The 16,189-nt window shown below is 60.7% G+C and carries 11 protein-coding genes; 7 read left to right on the top strand and 4 right to left on the bottom strand.

Annotated features, from left to right (window positions below; genetic code table 11):
- Positions 1-116: 116 nt before the first annotated feature.
- Both trpA and ACR0KW_RS07585 read right to left on the bottom strand, forming a co-directional pair.
- The gene (trpA, locus tag ACR0KW_RS07590; RefSeq protein ID WP_480804448.1) at positions 117-908 is read right to left on the bottom strand and encodes a tryptophan synthase subunit alpha; all 792 of its coding nucleotides are present in this window, start codon (positions 906-908) and stop codon (positions 117-119) included.
- 78 nt (positions 909-986) lie between these two features.
- Positions 987-1,472, bottom strand: coding sequence for an acyloxyacyl hydrolase (locus ACR0KW_RS07585; RefSeq protein WP_480804447.1), 486 nt, complete (start codon positions 1,470-1,472; stop codon positions 987-989).
- Between the two features lie 199 nt (positions 1,473-1,671).
- Between ACR0KW_RS07585 and ychF the strand changes: the two genes are divergently transcribed.
- From ychF to ACR0KW_RS07550, 7 genes are all read left to right on the top strand, one after another.
- Positions 1,672-2,769: a redox-regulated ATPase YchF gene (gene ychF, locus ACR0KW_RS07580; RefSeq protein ID WP_480804446.1), complete on the top strand. Its 1,098-nt coding sequence runs from the start codon at positions 1,672-1,674 to the stop codon at positions 2,767-2,769.
- A gap of 7 nt (positions 2,770-2,776) precedes the next feature.
- A complete protein-coding gene (locus ACR0KW_RS07575) occupies positions 2,777-3,289 on the top strand; it encodes an N-acetyltransferase family protein (protein WP_480804445.1) in 513 nt (170 codons plus the stop codon).
- Between the two features lie 75 nt (positions 3,290-3,364).
- On the top strand, positions 3,365-4,246 hold the full coding sequence (locus tag ACR0KW_RS07570; RefSeq protein WP_480804444.1) for a LysR family transcriptional regulator: 882 nt from the start codon (positions 3,365-3,367) through the stop codon (positions 4,244-4,246).
- Between the two features lie 85 nt (positions 4,247-4,331).
- Positions 4,332-6,035 carry an NAD(P)H-dependent oxidoreductase subunit E gene (locus ACR0KW_RS07565; RefSeq protein ID WP_480804443.1) on the top strand — a complete coding sequence of 568 codons (1,704 nt, stop codon included), beginning with the start codon at positions 4,332-4,334 and terminating at the stop codon, positions 6,033-6,035.
- A 13-nt stretch (positions 6,036-6,048) separates the two neighbouring features.
- The gene (gene fdhF / locus ACR0KW_RS07560; protein WP_480804442.1) at positions 6,049-8,832 is read left to right on the top strand and encodes a formate dehydrogenase subunit alpha; all 2,784 of its coding nucleotides are present in this window, start codon (positions 6,049-6,051) and stop codon (positions 8,830-8,832) included.
- 112 nt (positions 8,833-8,944) lie between these two features.
- On the top strand, positions 8,945-9,733 hold the full coding sequence (locus ACR0KW_RS07555; protein ID WP_480804441.1) for a cyclase family protein: 789 nt from the start codon (positions 8,945-8,947) through the stop codon (positions 9,731-9,733).
- Positions 9,726-10,238, top strand: coding sequence for a thioesterase family protein (locus ACR0KW_RS07550; RefSeq protein WP_480804440.1), 513 nt, complete (start codon positions 9,726-9,728; stop codon positions 10,236-10,238). Before ACR0KW_RS07555 ends, ACR0KW_RS07550 begins: the two co-directional genes overlap by 8 nt.
- A gap of 5 nt (positions 10,239-10,243) precedes the next feature.
- Here ACR0KW_RS07550 and ACR0KW_RS07545 read toward each other — a convergent pair whose 3' ends face one another.
- A complete protein-coding gene (locus ACR0KW_RS07545; RefSeq protein WP_480804439.1) occupies positions 10,244-14,299 on the bottom strand; it encodes a translocation/assembly module TamB domain-containing protein in 4,056 nt (1,351 codons plus the stop codon).
- Positions 14,300-14,322: 23 nt separating this feature from the next.
- Positions 14,323-16,128, bottom strand: a complete 1,806-nt coding sequence (locus ACR0KW_RS07540) for an autotransporter assembly complex protein TamA (RefSeq protein ID WP_480804438.1) — start codon at positions 16,126-16,128, stop codon at positions 14,323-14,325.
- Between the last annotated feature and the right edge of the window lie 61 nt (positions 16,129-16,189).

Genomic DNA, 16,189 nt, shown 5'->3' with positions numbered 1-16,189 from the left:
AGTGGTTAAGTATTTCTAATGGGGCATTCGGCACGGCGCAATCGGCTGCAGGCAAGAAAAACCGCAGCAGGCCAGTTGCTTGCTGCGGTTTTTCGAATGGGTTCACTGCTGAACGATCAGGCGGAATGCGCGCCGTCGGCCAGTGATTTCACAAAGTCCAGAACCTCGGTCACGGGTTTGCCTGCCGCGATTTGGCTGACAATGGCCGAGCCGACGACGGCACCATCGGCGACGCTGGCGATGGCCTTGGACTTCTCGGGCGTGTTGATGCCAAAGCCCACGATCACGGGCAGGTCGGTTGCGGATTTGATCCGGGCGACTTCGGGGCCGACATTTGTGGCCTGCGCTTCGGCCGCGCCGGTGATGCCGGTAATCGAGACGTAATACACAAAGCCCGAGGTGTTCTGCAGCACGCGGGGCAGGCGCTTGTCGTCGGTGGTCGGGGTCGCCAGACGGATGAAGTTCAGCCCCGCCGCCTGAGCGGGCAGGCACAGCTCTTCGTCCTCTTCCGGCGGCAGGTCCACCACGATCAGCCCGTCGATGCCTGCGGCTTGGGCGTCGGCAAGAAACTTGTCCACGCCGCGGCTGTAAATAGGGTTGTAGTAGCCCATCAGAACGATCGGGGTTGTGTCGTCGGTTTCGCGAAACGCGCGCGCCAGATCCAGAGTGCGCTGCAGGGTCATGCCCCCATCCAGCGCCCGTTGACCGGCGGCTTGAATGGTCGGGCCATCCGCCATGGGATCAGTAAAGGGCAGCCCCAGTTCGATCACATCCACACCGGCACCGGGCAGGCCTTTCACTACCTCAAGCGAGGTGTCGAAATCGGGGTCGCCGGCCATGATATAGGCAACGAAGGCCTTTTTCCCTTCGGCTTTCAGGGCGGCGAACTTGGCATCGATACGGGTCATCTGCAGTCCTTGCGTTCAGGTTTGAACCTGATGTGCAGAAACTTTGCCCGGAAATCAATCCCGCCGGGTCAGATTGCTTCAGAACTGGTAGTGATACCGCAGCAAAGCCGAGTTGACGCCCGGGTTTTCGTTATTCGTACTGGCGTTGGACTTATGTGTAATGGCAAAGGACACCTTGTTGCCGTTATCCAGAGTGTACCCAAGACCCAGCAGGCTGCGGATCTGGAATTCTCCGCCAAGATCGCTCAGTTCGTCACTCTTGGAAAAATACCCAGGCATGACACTGCCTTCGACGAACCAGCGGTCGGCAAAGGTGTAGAAGCCGATCAGCCCGATGCCGATATGGACATTGCTGGCGGTATCCACGGTCAGAGATCCCCCCCACGTGGCGGAAAAGCGGCTGGCTTCGTGAAATGGGCGGTGATGATATTCAAGCGCGAATACGGCTTCGTCATCTGCGTTACTGTCAGAAAAATCCGAGTACCCGGCGCCAAAGACAAGGGATTGAGCTTGCGCAGTCTGGGCAGCCAACAGCAGCGCGAGCGTCGCGATAATTTTCTTCATACCTACCATTCACTATTTGTTTGTTCTTAACCTTCTATACGACGATCTTAGAGTGCTGTTTGGAAGCCGGGCAAGCCGCTAAGCGGTGAACATTTTCGTGATGTTGCAGATTGGACTTGGCCGGGCCGCTTGCAGTCTGGCTTGCGCATCGACCCGGACCTGCATAGAAGCACCCCTCGAATGGCATCAGGAGACCGTCATGGGCTTTAAAATGGGAATCGTGGGTTTGCCGAATGTGGGCAAGTCGACCCTCTTCAATGCGCTGACCAAGACCGCGGCCGCGCAGGCGGCGAATTTCCCGTTCTGCACGATCGAACCCAACGTGGGCGATGTTGCCGTGCCTGATGACCGTCTGGATAAACTGGCGGCGATTGCCAGCTCGAAACAGATCATCCCGACGCGGATGACCTTCGTGGATATCGCCGGACTGGTGAAAGGTGCCTCGAAGGGCGAGGGGCTGGGCAACCAGTTTCTAGCCAACATCCGTGAGACTGACGCCATTGCTCATGTACTGCGCTGTTTCGAAGATGGCGACGTGACCCATGTCGACGGCCGCGTCGACCCTGTGGCCGATGCCGACACCATCGAGACCGAGCTGATGCTGGCCGATCTGGAAAGCATCGAAAAGCGTCGCGCAAATCTGGTGCGTAAGCTGAAGGGCAACGACAAAGAGGCGCAGCAGCAGGACCGCCTGCTGGCCGAAGCGCAAGCGATGCTGGAAAACGGCAAACCCGCGCGTCTGGTCGAGGTCTCGGACGAGGACACCAAGGCTTGGAAAATGCTGCAGCTGCTGACCACCAAGCCGGTGCTCTATGTCTGCAACGTGTCCGAGGAAGAGGCCGCCGAGGGCAACGAGTATTCAGCCAAAGTTGCCGAGATGGCAGCGGCGCAGGGCAACGCGCACGTCATCATCAGCGCCAAGATCGAGGAAGAGATCAGCCTGCTGGAAGACGAAGAAGCGCAGATGTTCCTGGAAGAGATGGGCCTGGAAGAGCCTGGCCTCGATCGCCTGATCCGTGCTGGTTACGACCTGCTGAAACTGGAAACCTATTTCACCGTCGGCCCGAAAGAGGCCCGCGCCTGGACCATCCGCACCGGCACCGCCGCGCCGCAGGCCGCTGGCGTCATCCACGGTGATTTTGAAAAAGGCTTCATCCGGGCCGAGACCATCGCCTATGACGACTACATCACCGCCAATGGCGAACAGGGCGCCAAAGAGGCGGGCAAGATGCGGGCCGAGGGCAAGGGCTACATCGTCAAGGACGGCGATGTAATGCACTTTCTTTTCAACACCTGACGGGCGTGTGTTGACGCTTCGACAGGCAGACAGGTCGGATGCATCCAGCATTGCGGCCATATCGATCGAGGTGTGGATCGGCACATATCTCAAGCAGGGGGTAAACGGGTTTTTCGCAGATTACGCCCTCTCTGAATTCACGCCTGCAAAAATCACAGACTTGGTTTGTGATCCGGATGAGTTCATTCTGGTGTCCGACAACGAGGAGGGGATCGACGGGTTCATTCGAGTCTCTCCGGCCCGAAATGTCCCTGTACCCGGGTGGTCGGGTATGGAAATTTCAACCTTCTACGTTCAGCCGCGCCATCACGGCAAAGGCATTGGCAAGCGCCTTTTGGCTGCGGCTCTTGAATTCTGCAAAGGGCAATGTGAGGAGGTCGTATGGCTTGCGACAAACGCCGAGAACACCCCGGCTATCGCATTCTATCTTGCGCAAGGGTTTGAGCACATTGGCGAGACTCACTTCCGGATCGAAGGTAATGGGTATTTGAACAACGTGTATGCGTTACGTCTTGCCTGATTAGCGCGGTGGTTCTTTCCCTCGCTGGAATAGCGGTTAAAGTGATTTCCTGGCCTGAACTTGGGATACCGGTGAATGATCGAAATCCGCGACCTGCAATTGCTCAGCGCATTGGCGCGGCATCAGCATTTTGCCAAGGCGGCCGAGGAATGCGGGATCTCGCAGCCTGCCTTCTCGATGCGCATCCGCAATCTTGAGGACCGGCTGGGTGTCTCGATCGTCCGCCGCGCCAACCGGTTTCAGGGCCTGACCGAAGAAGGCGAAATGATCGTCCAACGGGCGCGGCGTATCCTCGACGATACCAAAGCGCTGGAGCAGCAGGTTCTTGCCGCCAAGGGCGAGATCACCGGCACGCTGATTCTGGGCGTGATCCCGACGGCGATCGCGTTCACGGGTCGCCTGACGAAACGCTTGCGGCAGGCACACCCTCGCATTGTCACCCGGATCGAAACCATGTCCGCCACCGCAATTCAGCATCGGCTGGATGAGGGCAGTCTAGATGCGGGTATCACCTATGGTGACAGTATCGGAACCGACTTGCGGCAGGTGCAGCCTTTGTATGAGGAAACCTATGTGCTGTTAGTGCCGTCGCACATGACGGTTGAAACCGGGCCGATCCCCTGGGCGCGGGTGGCTGAATTCCCGATCAGCCTTTTGGAACCGCAGATGCAGAACCGGCGCATTCTGGACCGGATTTTTGCCGAACAGGGGCTGCACCCGCAGGTTGTCGCGGAAACCAGCGGTTTCACTGCCTCAATGGTCATGGCGCGTGAAGGGTTGGCGGCCACAGTGGTCCCGCGCGTGCTCATCCGCGCGCTTGGTGATCTGAAGGGCACGAAGGTGCTGCCTTTGGTCGATCCCGTTGTCAGCAAACCGATTTGTCTGGCGACCCTGTCTCGTGATCCGGAGCTGCCCACGGTCGAGGCTTTGCGGGCTGTGGTGACGTCTTTGCGGTGATAAGGTGTCGTTATCGTGCGATTGCGATAAGCGATTTGACGATATGTTATTCTGATGAGACACGGAGCCTCAATCGGAGGGCATCATGGCACCATTAGACACCAAGCCATCAGGCGCACCCAAGGGCGTCTGGAAGTCAGGTAAAGGCAAAGGGCGGCACACGCCCAAAGGCCGTCAGTTCACGGATGAGGCGCAGGCTGAGATTCATCGCCTGCTGGGCGACCTCCCGCGCCGCCGCGACCTGCTGATCGAATTCCTGCATTTGATTCAGGACGAACACGGCCATATCAGTGCCGACCACATCGCCGCGCTGGCGGTTGAGATGCGGATCGGACAGGCCGAGATTTACGAGACCGCAACCTTCTACGCCCATTTCGATGTGGTGAAAGAAGGCGAGACGCCTCCTCCGGCGTTGACCATCCGGGTCTGTGATTCCCTGTCCTGCGAAATGGCTGGTGCCGAGCAGCTGCAGAAGGCGCTGGAAGACGGTCTGGACCCGGCTGAGGTTCGCGTGGTTCGCGCGCCCTGCATGGGTCGCTGTGACACCGCTCCGGTACTTGAGATTGGTCACAACCATATCGACAACGCGACCCCCGAAAAGGTACAGGCTGCGATTGCTGCCGGTGACACTCACGCGCATCTGCCCGACTACGAAGTCTTTGCGGTCTATGAAGCAAATGGCGGTTACGCCAAGCTGAAAGAGCTGCGAGACGGCGGCGATTGGGAGAAGGTGCAGGAAGACGTCCTGTCCTCGGGCCTGCGTGGCCTAGGCGGCGCTGGTTTCCCGTCCGGCAAGAAATGGGGCTTTGTTCGCATGAACGAAGGTCCGCGCTATCTGGCCGTGAACGGGGACGAGGGCGAACCGGGCACGTTCAAGGACCGTTACTATCTGGAGCGCACGCCGCATGTCTTCCTCGAAGGGATGCTGATCGCTGCATGGGCCGTCGAGGCGGAAACCTGCTTCATCTACATGCGCGACGAATATCCGGCGGTACTGGAAATCCTCCGCCGCGAGATCGCTGCGCTGGAAGACGCCGGGATTGTTGAGCCGGGTTACATCGACCTGCGCCGGGGTGCCGGCGCTTACATCTGCGGTGAAGAATCCGCGATGATCGAGTCGATTGAGGGCAAGAAGGGCCTGCCGCGTCACCGTCCTCCGTTCGTGGCGCAGGTTGGGGTCTTTAACCGCCCGACTTTGGTGCACAATGTCGAGACGCTCTATTGGGTCACCAAAGTCTGCCGCGAGGGGCCCGAGTGCCTCAACAGCACCGAAAAAAATGGCCGTAAGGGTCTGCGCAGCTATTCGGTCTCGGGCCGTGTGGCGAAGCCGGGCGTCTATCTGCTGCCCGCTGGCTCGACCATTCTAGACGTGATCGAAGCGGCTGGTGGCATGGCCGAAGGTCAGACCTTCAAGGCGTATCAGCCGGGTGGTCCGTCTTCGGGTCTGCTGCCTGCGTCGATGGATGACATCCCGCTGGATTTCGACACGCTGCAACCGCATGGCACCTTCATCGGCTCTGCTGCTGTAGTGGTTCTGTCCGACCAGGACACCGCCCGCGATGCGGCGCTAAACATGCTGCGCTTCTTCGAAGACGAAAGCTGCGGCCAGTGCACGCCCTGCCGGGCTGGCTGCGAAAAGGCGGTGAAGCTGATGCAAGCCGACAAATGGGACACCGATCTGCTGGAAGATCTGTGCCAGGTCATGGGCGACGCATCGATTTGCGGTCTGGGGCAGGCAGCCCCGAACCCGATCCGCCTTGTCATGAAACATTTCGCTGACGAAATCTGAGGGAGACAGAGCCATGCTTGATGCAAGCCCAAACAAGACCGTCACCTTCAACCTAAACGGCGAAGACGTCACCGTGCCCGAAGGCTGGACCATCTGGGAAGCCGCCAAAGGGCAGGGGTTCACCATCCCTCACCTGTGCCACAAGCCGCAGCCGGGCTACCGTCCGGACGGCAACTGCCGCGCCTGTATGGTTGAGGTGGAAGGCGAGCGCACGCTGGCCGCCTCGTGCATCCGCCCCGCGGCGGACGGGATGGTCGTCAAGACCGACAGCGAGCGTGCCGAGAAATCGCGCGCCATGGTCATGGAACTGCTGGTCGCCGACCAGCCCGAGGAAGCCCACGACACCTCCAGCCATTTCTGGGACATGGCCAAGCTGAACGATGTCAGCGACAGCCGTTTCCCGGCGAAAGAGGCCGAGAAGATCCCGCTGCTGGACGACAGCCACGTTGCGATGCGCGTCAATCTGGACGCCTGCATCAACTGCAATCTCTGCGTCCGCGCCTGCCGTGAAGTGCAGGTGAACGACGTGATCGGCATGGCCGGTCGTGGCCATACGGCGCAGGTGGTGTTCGATCAGAACGACCCTATGGGTGATTCAACCTGTGTGGCCTGCGGTGAATGTGTTCAAGCCTGCCCGACCGGTGCCCTGATGCCGGCCACGGTGCTGGACGACAAACAGCAGGGCGACAGCAAGGACTACGACAGCGAAACCGAAAGCGTCTGCCCGTTCTGCGGTGTGGGCTGTAAAGTCTCGCTGAAGGTCAAAGACGGCAAGGTCAAGTATGTTGAGGGCATCAATGGCCCGGCAAACGAAGGCCGTCTGTGCGTCAAAGGCCGCTTTGGTTTCGACTACATCCACCACCCGCACCGTCTGACCAAGCCGCTGATCCGTCGTGAGGATGCACCGGCCAAGGGTCTGAATGTCGATCCCGGCAACCTGTCGACCCATTTCCGCGAGGCGACGTGGGAAGAGGCGATGGATCTGGCCGCCACCAAGCTGAAAACCCTGCGCGGAGAAGATCCGCGTAGCGTTGCAGGCTTTGGTTCGGCCAAGTGCACCAACGAAGAAGCCTACCTGTTCCAGAAGTTCATCCGTCAGGGTTTCAAGCACAACAACGTCGACCATTGCACCCGTCTGTGCCACGCGTCGTCCGTTGCAGCTCTGATCGAGAACGTGGGCTCGGGTGCCGTGACCGCGACTTTCAACGAGATTGAAAACGCGGATGTGGCGATCATCATTGGCTCGAACCCGATCGAGAACCACCCCGTTGCGGCTACCTACTTCAAGCAGTTCGCCAAGCGCGGTGGCAAGCTGATCGTGATGGACCCGCGCGGCGTTGGCATGCGCAAGTTCGCCGACGAAATGCTGCAATTCCGTCCAGGGGCCGATGTCTCGATGCTCAACGCGATCATGAACGTGATCGTCGAGGAAGAGCTCTATGACAGCCAGTACATCCACCGCTGGACCGAGAACTGGGAAGCCGAGAAAGAGCACTTGCGCCAGTTCACGCCCGAGGCGATGTCGCCGATCTGCGGCATCGAACCGGATCAGCTGCGCCGCGTCGCCCGCACATTTGCGCAGGCCAAGGCCGGTCTGATTTTTTGGGGGATGGGCGTCAGCCAGCATATCCACGGCACCGACAACTCGCGCTGCCTGATCTCGCTGGCTCTGATGACAGGCAACGTTGGTAAACCCGGCGCGGGTCTGCACCCGTTGCGCGGTCAGAACAACGTGCAAGGCGCATCCGACGCGGGCCTGATCCCGATGTTCCTGCCGGACTACCAGACCGTGACCGACGATGGCATTCGGGCCAAGTTCAACAACGTCTGGAACTCGGACGACTTCTCGAACGAGAAGGGTCTGACCGTCACCGAGATCATCGATCAGGCCTATGCGGGCAACATCAAGGGCATGTACATCATGGGTGAGAACCCGGCCATGTCCGACCCGGACGTGAACCACGCCCGTGACGCGCTGGCCAAGCTGGACCTGATGATCGTGCAGGACATCTTCCTGACTGAGACGGCGAACTATGCCGACATCATCCTGCCTGCCTCGGCGCTGTATGAAAAGAACGGCACTGTGTCGAACACCAACCGTCAGGTACAGCGTGTGCGTCCGGCCGTGACCCCTCCGGGTGAGGCGCGCGAGGATTGGAAGATCACCGTCGAACTGGCGCAGCGCATCGGTTTGAACTGGGATTACACCGATGTGTCTCAGGTCTTTGCCGAGATGAAGTTGACGATGAACTCGCTCAACAACATCACGTGGGAGCGTCTGGAGACCGAGACCATCACCTATCCGTCGCTGTCCGAGACAGACCCGGGTCAGGCGATCGTGTTCGGCGATGGCTTCCCGCGTGCGGAGGGTCGTGCTCGGTTCACCCCGGCCAGCGTCATCCCGCCGGATGAGGCGCCGGACGAGGAATACCCGATGATCGCCACCACCGGCCGTCAGTTGGAGCACTGGCACACCGGGTCGATGACCCGCCGGTCCAACGTTCTGGACGCGGTGGAGCCGGAAGCGAACTGTTCGCTGAACCCGCGCACGCTCAAGCTGATGGGGATCGAACCGGGTGAGATGATCCGTCTGACCACCCGTCGCGGCTCGATCGAGATCATGGCGCGGGCCGACCGGGCGATTGCCGAGGATATGGTGTTCATCCCGTTTGCCTATGTCGAGGCGGCGGCAAACGTCCTGACCAACTCGGCCATCGATCCCTACGGCAAAATCCCCGAGTTCAAGTTCTCGGCGATCCGGGTCGAAAAGATCGAAGACGCTGTCGCGGCGGAATAACACCACCACTCACAAATCTAGAAAAGGCGGCCCTTTGGGTCGCCTTTTTTCTTTCCTTGACAGAGTGTTGCTTGCGACCAAACCTGTCGTCACCTTGGTGATGGAGGAGCACATGGCCCGCCGTTTCGTTGATCTGTCCGTGCCGTTGGAAACCGGGATCGTGTCCGACCCGCCTATCATGCTGCCCGAGATCGATTATCTGACCCACGATCAGACCGCCGAGCAGGTGATGGCGTTCTTTCCCGGTCTTCAGAAAGACGACCTTCCGGGCGGCGAGGGGTGGGCCATCGAAAGGCTGCAGATTGCCACCCATAACGGCACCCATCTGGACGCGCCCTATCACCATCATTCGACCATGAATAATGGCGAACGGGCGATCACCATCGACGAGGTTCCGTTGGAATGGTGCATGAACCCTGGCGTAAAACTGGATTTCCGGCATTTCGACGATGGCTATGTCGCGACTGCGGACGATGTCGAAGCTGAGTTGAAACGGATCGGCCATGACCTGCAGCCGCTGGACATCGTGATCGTCAATACTTCGGCAGGCACGCAGTACGGCCAGCCGGACTACCTGATGAAAGGCTGCGGTATGGGACGCGAGGCGACCTTGTACCTGACCAAGCGCGGTGTGCGTGTAACCGGCACAGACGCCTGGAGCTGGGATGCACCCTTTCCCCTGACCGCTCAGGAATACGCCGAAACCAAGGATGCGTCGATCATCTGGGAAGGCCATCGGGCCTCGATGGAGATCGGCTATTGCCATATCGAAAAGTTGACCAACCTCGAAGACCTGCCACCCACCGGGTTCGAAATCTCGTGCTTTCCGTTCAAGATCAAAGGGGCGTCGGCGGGCTTTGTGCGGGCTGTCGCGATCATTGAGGAGGACGGTGATGAATAACCCCCTCAGCGGACATGACGGCCCGTATGACGCGCCGGTGGAAGTCCGGGGGTTCTCGGTCCTGCCGGAATGGGTCGATTACAACGGCCACATGAACGTGGGCTATTACGGCGTGGCCTTCGACATGGCGCTGGAAAAACTGATGGTCGATCACCTGGGGCTGGGTGAGGTGCAGGTCAAGTCGCTGGAGCAGGGGCCGTATGTCCTGCAATCCCACATGAATTTCCTGCGCGAGGTCCAGCCGGACGAGCCGTTCTATTTCCGCTTTCGGATGTTGGATTCAGATCAGAAGCGCGGTCATTACTTTGCGCAGATGCTGTCGGAAAAAGACAACACAGTCTGCGCCACGCAGGAAGCGCTGTTCATGAATGTCAGCCACGCCACCGGACGATCAGAGCCCTACCCGGATTGGGCAGTCGCCCGGCTGGCCCGCATGGTTCGCGATCACGCCGGGCTGGAGGCCGCGCCACAGGTCGGGCAGGCGATTGGCATCCGGCGAAAATAACGCCCTCAGTAGTCCCGTTCGAAAAACAGGCCCAGACCGGTTTCGCCGCGCCCGTCTACCGTTCCGCGCACCGTGAAACTGTCGGTGACGTCCAGGTTCAGGTTCACCTCGGTGTCGCCCTCGGTGTTGACGGTGAAATCGGTATAGAGGTTGTCGCTCAGATAGGCCCCGGCTCCCAGACGGCCCGCGCCGCCCGCAGTGGCGCCGATGTCCACCGTGTCAACTCCTGTCGAATCGCGCAATCCCTTGGTCGCGTCGCCCCCCGCGCCGCTGAGCTGCGCCAGCGACGCAGCCATCTGGGCAATGACAAAGGGCGATAATTCCGAGAAGCTGTTGCCGAACAACAGCATGGCCAGGGCCTCTTCTGCCGGGCGCTCGGGGTCGGAATAGACGTCAACCTCGGGCGCATCCAGTGGACCGGAGATTTCAATCGTGGCGGTGCCTTCGGATGTGCTGGTTGACGACGCGAACTCGATATATGGCGTCAGGTCCCCTTGCAGGGTCACGATCCCCTTGGTCAGCGCCAGCCTGCGGCCCAGAATGTCAAAGTTACCTCGGATCAGTTCGATCTGGCCCGAGGGGATGACCGATGCGGTCGTGCCGCCGATAAACAGGTTTCCGCCCAGTTCGGCATTCACGCCACGGCCACGCACGAAAACCGCCTTGGGCGCCAGCAGGCTGATGTCCAGCGCCATACGGGAATCGCTTTTGGAGGCCCCTTCCTCGGCGATCAGTCGTGCTCGTTCACGGGTGATATAGCTGGCCTGGCTTTCATTGATATGCTCGATTTCGGGGATCGGAGCGGCCCCTACGGCCCCGGCTGCGGCAGCGAGGTTGATGTTGGTTTCTTCAAACGTGATCTGGCCGGAAAGGGCGCTGTTGCCCGCCAAGGCCCCGGTCAGGGCGATTTCGCCGTTCAGTGTGGTTTCATAGAGCAGCTTGTCGGTTACCACGAGCTGGTTGAGGCGTGTAACGATGTTCGCATTGAGCGGCGGCGTCAGGTCCAGCGGGCCCGAGACGGTAAAGTTGCCGCCCGCGCGCATTCCGCCATTCAGCGAGATCGTGGCCCGGCTTTGCGCCAGTTCTACCGAGCCGCTGATGCCCGTGATCGTTTGCCCTGCTTCGGGGATCGCCAGCGATGTCCCCGAGGTCGTGATGGACCCGCTGAGAGATTCGAGCGCAGGCTTGCCCTTTAGCCGCAGATTGTGCCGGGCCGTTCCGTCGATCTTGTTGGGCGAGATAAACAGGTTGGCGACCCCAAGGTTGACACCGCCCTGGGCCTGCAGATCGGCCTCGCCGCTGTTTTCATCGAAAGTGCCCGTGATCGTGCTGCTGATTTCGGCGGGGCCATTGGCCGAACCGTCGATGGTCCAGACGCCGCCTTTGCGTTTGGCGTTGCCGGATGCCGCGATGGTGCCGGGGAACTCGGGTGCGAAGCGCTCGATCTTGTTCAGCTTGGCGTCGAAATCCACATCGGCGGTGCCTTCTGCGTCCACAGTTCCGGTCAGCGCTGCGTATGAGCTGTCCGGCCCGTTTAGCCGCATGGTGCCCTCAAGCCCCGATCCGGTTGGGGCGACGTTGCCGTCCAGTGTCAATGGCCCGGACATCGTGGTCAGGACGCGGGACACATCGTCAAGCTTTGCCGTGAAGTTCAGCCCGCCAGCGTCACGGTCCAACTTGCCCGATGCGGTGGCGGACAGGGCGGTGCCCTGCAGGCGGAAGGTGCGGATATCCACCCCTTCTTCGCCTTTTTCGGCATCGACGTTTAGTGTCGTGCGGCCTTGGATTAGCTTGTCGACAAGTTCGATGCCGGTTTGAATGTCGTCGGCATTCACGCCGCCCTGAATGTCGAAAACCTTGTCGGCGAGGGCTGCGCTGCCCTGAAGATTTGCCGAGATTGTCCCAGCCAGATCGCGTTTGGCCAGCCCTGAGAACAGCGACAGATCGGGGGCATTCACGCGTGCGTTTCCGTCCACCGCTAGATCGCCGGTGGGGTCGTCGACCGTTGCGGCGACTTGTGCGGTCAGGGCTTTGCCGTTGATCGTCGCCTTTCGAATGTCGATCTTGTCGGCTGTGCGCGCACCGTCCCAGGTGATCACGGTTTTGCCGGTCAGCAGAGGGTCAATATCGGCCATGCCGGTCTTGATGTCCTGTCCGGTCACGCTGGCTGTGCCGTCGAATTCCAGCGTTTGCACCGTGCCTTTCCCGTCCAGTTCAGCCTGCAGGCTGCCGCCCAGTTCGCGTTTGGCCAACCCGGAGAAGACCGACAGGTCAGGTGCATTCACGTTGGCCTGCCCATCTATGGTCAGGTTGCCGTTGGGCGTCGTGACCTCGCCGCTGGCCTGCGCCTGTGCGGCTTCGCTGTTCAGGTCGAATTCGCGGATGGTGATGCCGTCGCTGCCGCGGCTGGCGTCCAGCGTGATCGTGGTCTCGCCCTTGATGACCGGGTCGATATCGTCGCGCCCGGTGACCAGATCGCGGCCCTCAACCACCACCTTGCCGTCAAAGCTGCGTTCCAGCGGAGAGCCCTTACCCTCGACCCGGACGGAAGCCTCGCCTCCCAAATCCATCTGCGCCAGGTCCGAAAAGCGCGCCAGGTCCGATGCCTGCAGCGTGGCCGAACCATCAACTGTCAACCCACTGGTCAGACCGTCGATCAGCGCGTCCAGCGCCAGCGTGTAGTCGGTACCCACCAGCTCGAACCTGGACAGGTTCAGGGACTGATCGCTGCCATAGTCGAACTGGCCGTCCAGCGTGATGCGCTCGCCCAAAGCGGTGTTCAGCGCCTGATCGTTCAGGTCGATTCCGTCGACGATGGCCTGCAGATCACCTGTAACGGTGAACGCCTCGCCCTGTTCCAAGGTGCCCTGCGCGGTGATCCGGGCATTGTCGAGTTTTGCCTGCGGCGACTGAAACGCGCCTGCGGTCAGGCTCAGGTCCCACAGGTTTCCGTTTTTCTGATCGAACAGGGCAGAAAGCTGCGCCGCCTCGATCGACGTATCCCCACCCGCAACCGGCAGCACCACGGTTTTGCCGTCCGGCGGGGTGATCCGGCCCTGCAAGGCCGCAAGCTGCAGGGTGCCTCCTTCGGCCAGCTGCAGCTCACCCTTCAGGTTCAACGCCTGCGTTGTCAGCTCCAGGTCAGAGATATCCAACGCGCCTTGAGGTTTGGTCCGACCGTCCACGAACAGCCGCGTATTGGGGCCGAAGAACGGGTCCAAATCCTCTGCCATGAAGGGGGTCAGATCGCCACCCAGATCGGCGGTAAAGGCAATCCCCTCCGCAGCGCCTGTTTCTGCGGCGCGCAACTCGACCTGTCCCGTCACCCGTGGCTGCTTGTCACTGCTCAGGGCGATATCGGCGGTGAAATCGGTCAGGGGGCCAGCGCCTTTGGCCGTGAAGCCGATCGGAGGGCTGTCTGGGATGTTCAGCGCCGTTGAAATCAGGCCGCCTTCGGCCTCGTTCACGTCCAGATCCAGATTGATTTCGCGCGAGGCGTTCTGGAACCCGGCGGTCAGCTTGATCCTGTCACCGGTGCGGTCCAGCCGGGTAATATCCAGGTTGGTGTCCAGCGCACCATCGGCCAGCGACAGGTTGCCGGTCACAGACAACGCCGCAGAAACCCCGATCAGGGGCTCACCCAGCAACAGCTCATCCACCCGAATCTCGCCAATCTCAATGGAAACGGGCAGTTCGGGCAGCTGAAAGGGCTGTGTTTCGACCGAAGGCGGCGGGGCTTCTTTGGTGGTCGTGCCGGGGGTGCGGGCGATGTCGATCTCTTGCGCTGTCAAGGCGTTGACGGAAAACCGCCCCCGGATCAGGGCCAGTCGGTTCCAGTCCAGCTCGGCATCCTTGATGGTCAGCCAGACACCTTCATCGTCCGAGACGGTGATTTCCTGAATTGTGGCGCGCGCGCTCAGCGCCCCTTGCAGGCCCTTGACGGTGACGTTCTGATCGTCGCCCGACAGCGTGTCCTGCAGGAACCGTTCCAGCATGCTGCCGCCGCCATCATCCTCTTGCGCGGCTACAGGGGGCGCCGTCACGATCAGTATCGTGGTCACAACGGGATATGCGTAGTGCCGTATCAAAATGCCTGTCCGATCCCGATATAGAATTGCAGCCCACTTCCGGTCTCGCCCTGAACGGGCAAGGCCAGGTCCAGACGCAGCGGGCCGAACCCGCCCAGATCATACCGCACTCCAAGGCCGGCGCCTGAATGATACTCAGCATCGCTGCTGATAAAGGATGACGTGTCCACGGTACCGAAATCGTAAAACCCGACAAGGGATATTGTGTCTGTGATCTTTCCGCGAACCTCACCGGACAGCCCGAGGAAGGACTTGCCCCCAGCCACGCCACCGTTGACCGGAATACCGAGGCTTTCAAAGGGTTGCCCGCGCACAGTTCCTGCACCGCCCGAGAAGAACAGGAAATCCGGCGTCACACCGCTGGGAGAGGGGCCAATCACCGATCCCAGCTGAACGCGGCCCGCCAGTACCAGCCGCCCTCCGGTATTTAGGCTGGTGTAACCGCGCCCGTCAAAAAACAGCCGAATGCCGTTGTGAGTGCCGGACAGGCCGACGAAGGGCATGGCTTGCGAGTCCAGATAGAACCCGCGCGTGGCGCTGACCTTACTGTCACGCTCATCCCACTCCGAGCGGGTGGGGATGATAAAATATCGAAACTTGCGGCCGCTGCCATAGGCGTCATCCGCATCCGACCACTGAAATCCTGCCGAGGCCTCGGCATAGAGCCGGTCGGAAAAGGTGCGCCGCGCACCATAGGCCAGCGACGCGACCGAGACGTTGTAGTTCTCGGTATTGCGCCGCTCCAGCAGCGCGCTCCAGAAGGTGTTGTCATCCGGGCCCAGCCGGTCGGGCTGATCCAGACGCAGGCCGATCCGACCGTCAAGATCCTCGGACCCGCCGATGTTGCGCAGTGCGGCCTCGAACCGCAGCCGTTCGGCGCGGCGGAACACGTTTCGATGGGTCCAGGTTGCGCTCACGTCCAGACCGGCATTCGAGGCAAGCTCGACACCAAATGTCAGGCGACGTTTGGGCATGTCTTCGAACGTGGCATCGAAATCCAGTGTGCCGTCTGGGTTGGGTGTTTCGTGTTCCTCGATCGACACGACGCTGAACGTGCCGGTGCGGCGCAACCGTGTGCCGACTTTCTGGATTTTCGCCGGTGAATATACCTCGCCCGAGGGGAACCCGGCGATCTTTTCGATCGACCGGTACCGTACATCCGTGTCGCCCTTGATGATCATCTTGCCAAAGACCAACTGTGGCCCCGGTGCCAGGTCGATCTCGGCGTCCAGCCGATCTTGCGCGTGACGGGCGATGACCTTCTGATCTTCGACCGCTGCCTTTGCGTGGCCGGCATCGCGCCAGCCCTGTACCCCGGTCGTGGCTGCCTGTTGGATGGCACCGGTCGTGGCCAGCTTGCCGGGGGCAAACTCTTCGGGCAGGACGGTGCCCGGCGCGACGGGGGCAACGATGGCGGTGCCGAAGGTAAAGGTCGGGCCGGTATTCACCGTGATGACGGCACGGTTGATCGCGTTGGGCACAGTTAGCGAGCTCATGTCCGCGGCTTCCTGCCCGTCCAGCTTGATGCTGACGACCGGGCTGAAATAGCCCTCGTCATACAGAATCTGAACGATGGTACGGTAATCCGACAATGCGGCGGACAGGATTTCCAGCGGCGTATCCAGCCCCCTGTCTTCCGCCGTCGCAACCGAGGACGTCTCCTCGATGCGTTCGATCAGCGCTTTAGGGGCGCCAGGTGCCGAAAGCGTCGTTTCAAGCGCGGCCAGTGACGAGGGTAGAGCGGCGGCAGCAATGCCAATAAGGCAATATTTCACAAAGGCCCGCGGCCTGCTTCCCGGCATCGAATGGCTCCAACTGCCCCAAGTCGAAATCAATTTCGCCGTCTTATGCAAAGCGACGGCT

Source organism: Ruegeria sp. CG11 (genome assembly GCF_056537245.1).
This window is presented reverse-complemented; position numbering and strand designations above follow the sequence as displayed.

Excerpts from the sequence above, each read along its gene's own strand:
- ACR0KW_RS07555 (WP_480804441.1), top strand. The coding sequence starts at position 8,945 with ATGGCCCGCCGTTTCGTTGATCTGTCCGTGCCGTTGGAAACCGGGATC.
- fdhF (WP_480804442.1), top strand. The coding sequence starts at position 6,049 with ATGCTTGATGCAAGCCCAAACAAGACCGTCACCTTCAACCTAAACGGC.
- ychF (WP_480804446.1), top strand. The coding sequence starts at position 1,672 with ATGGGCTTTAAAATGGGAATCGTGGGTTTGCCGAATGTGGGCAAGTCG.
- ACR0KW_RS07540 (WP_480804438.1), bottom strand. The coding sequence starts at position 16,128 with ATGCCGGGAAGCAGGCCGCGGGCCTTTGTGAAATATTGCCTTATTGGC.
- ACR0KW_RS07565 (WP_480804443.1), top strand. The coding sequence starts at position 4,332 with ATGGCACCATTAGACACCAAGCCATCAGGCGCACCCAAGGGCGTCTGG.
- trpA (WP_480804448.1), bottom strand. The coding sequence starts at position 908 with ATGACCCGTATCGATGCCAAGTTCGCCGCCCTGAAAGCCGAAGGGAAA.
- ACR0KW_RS07570 (WP_480804444.1), top strand. The coding sequence starts at position 3,365 with ATGATCGAAATCCGCGACCTGCAATTGCTCAGCGCATTGGCGCGGCAT.
- ACR0KW_RS07585 (WP_480804447.1), bottom strand. The coding sequence starts at position 1,472 with ATGAAGAAAATTATCGCGACGCTCGCGCTGCTGTTGGCTGCCCAGACT.
- ACR0KW_RS07550 (WP_480804440.1), top strand. The coding sequence starts at position 9,726 with ATGAATAACCCCCTCAGCGGACATGACGGCCCGTATGACGCGCCGGTG.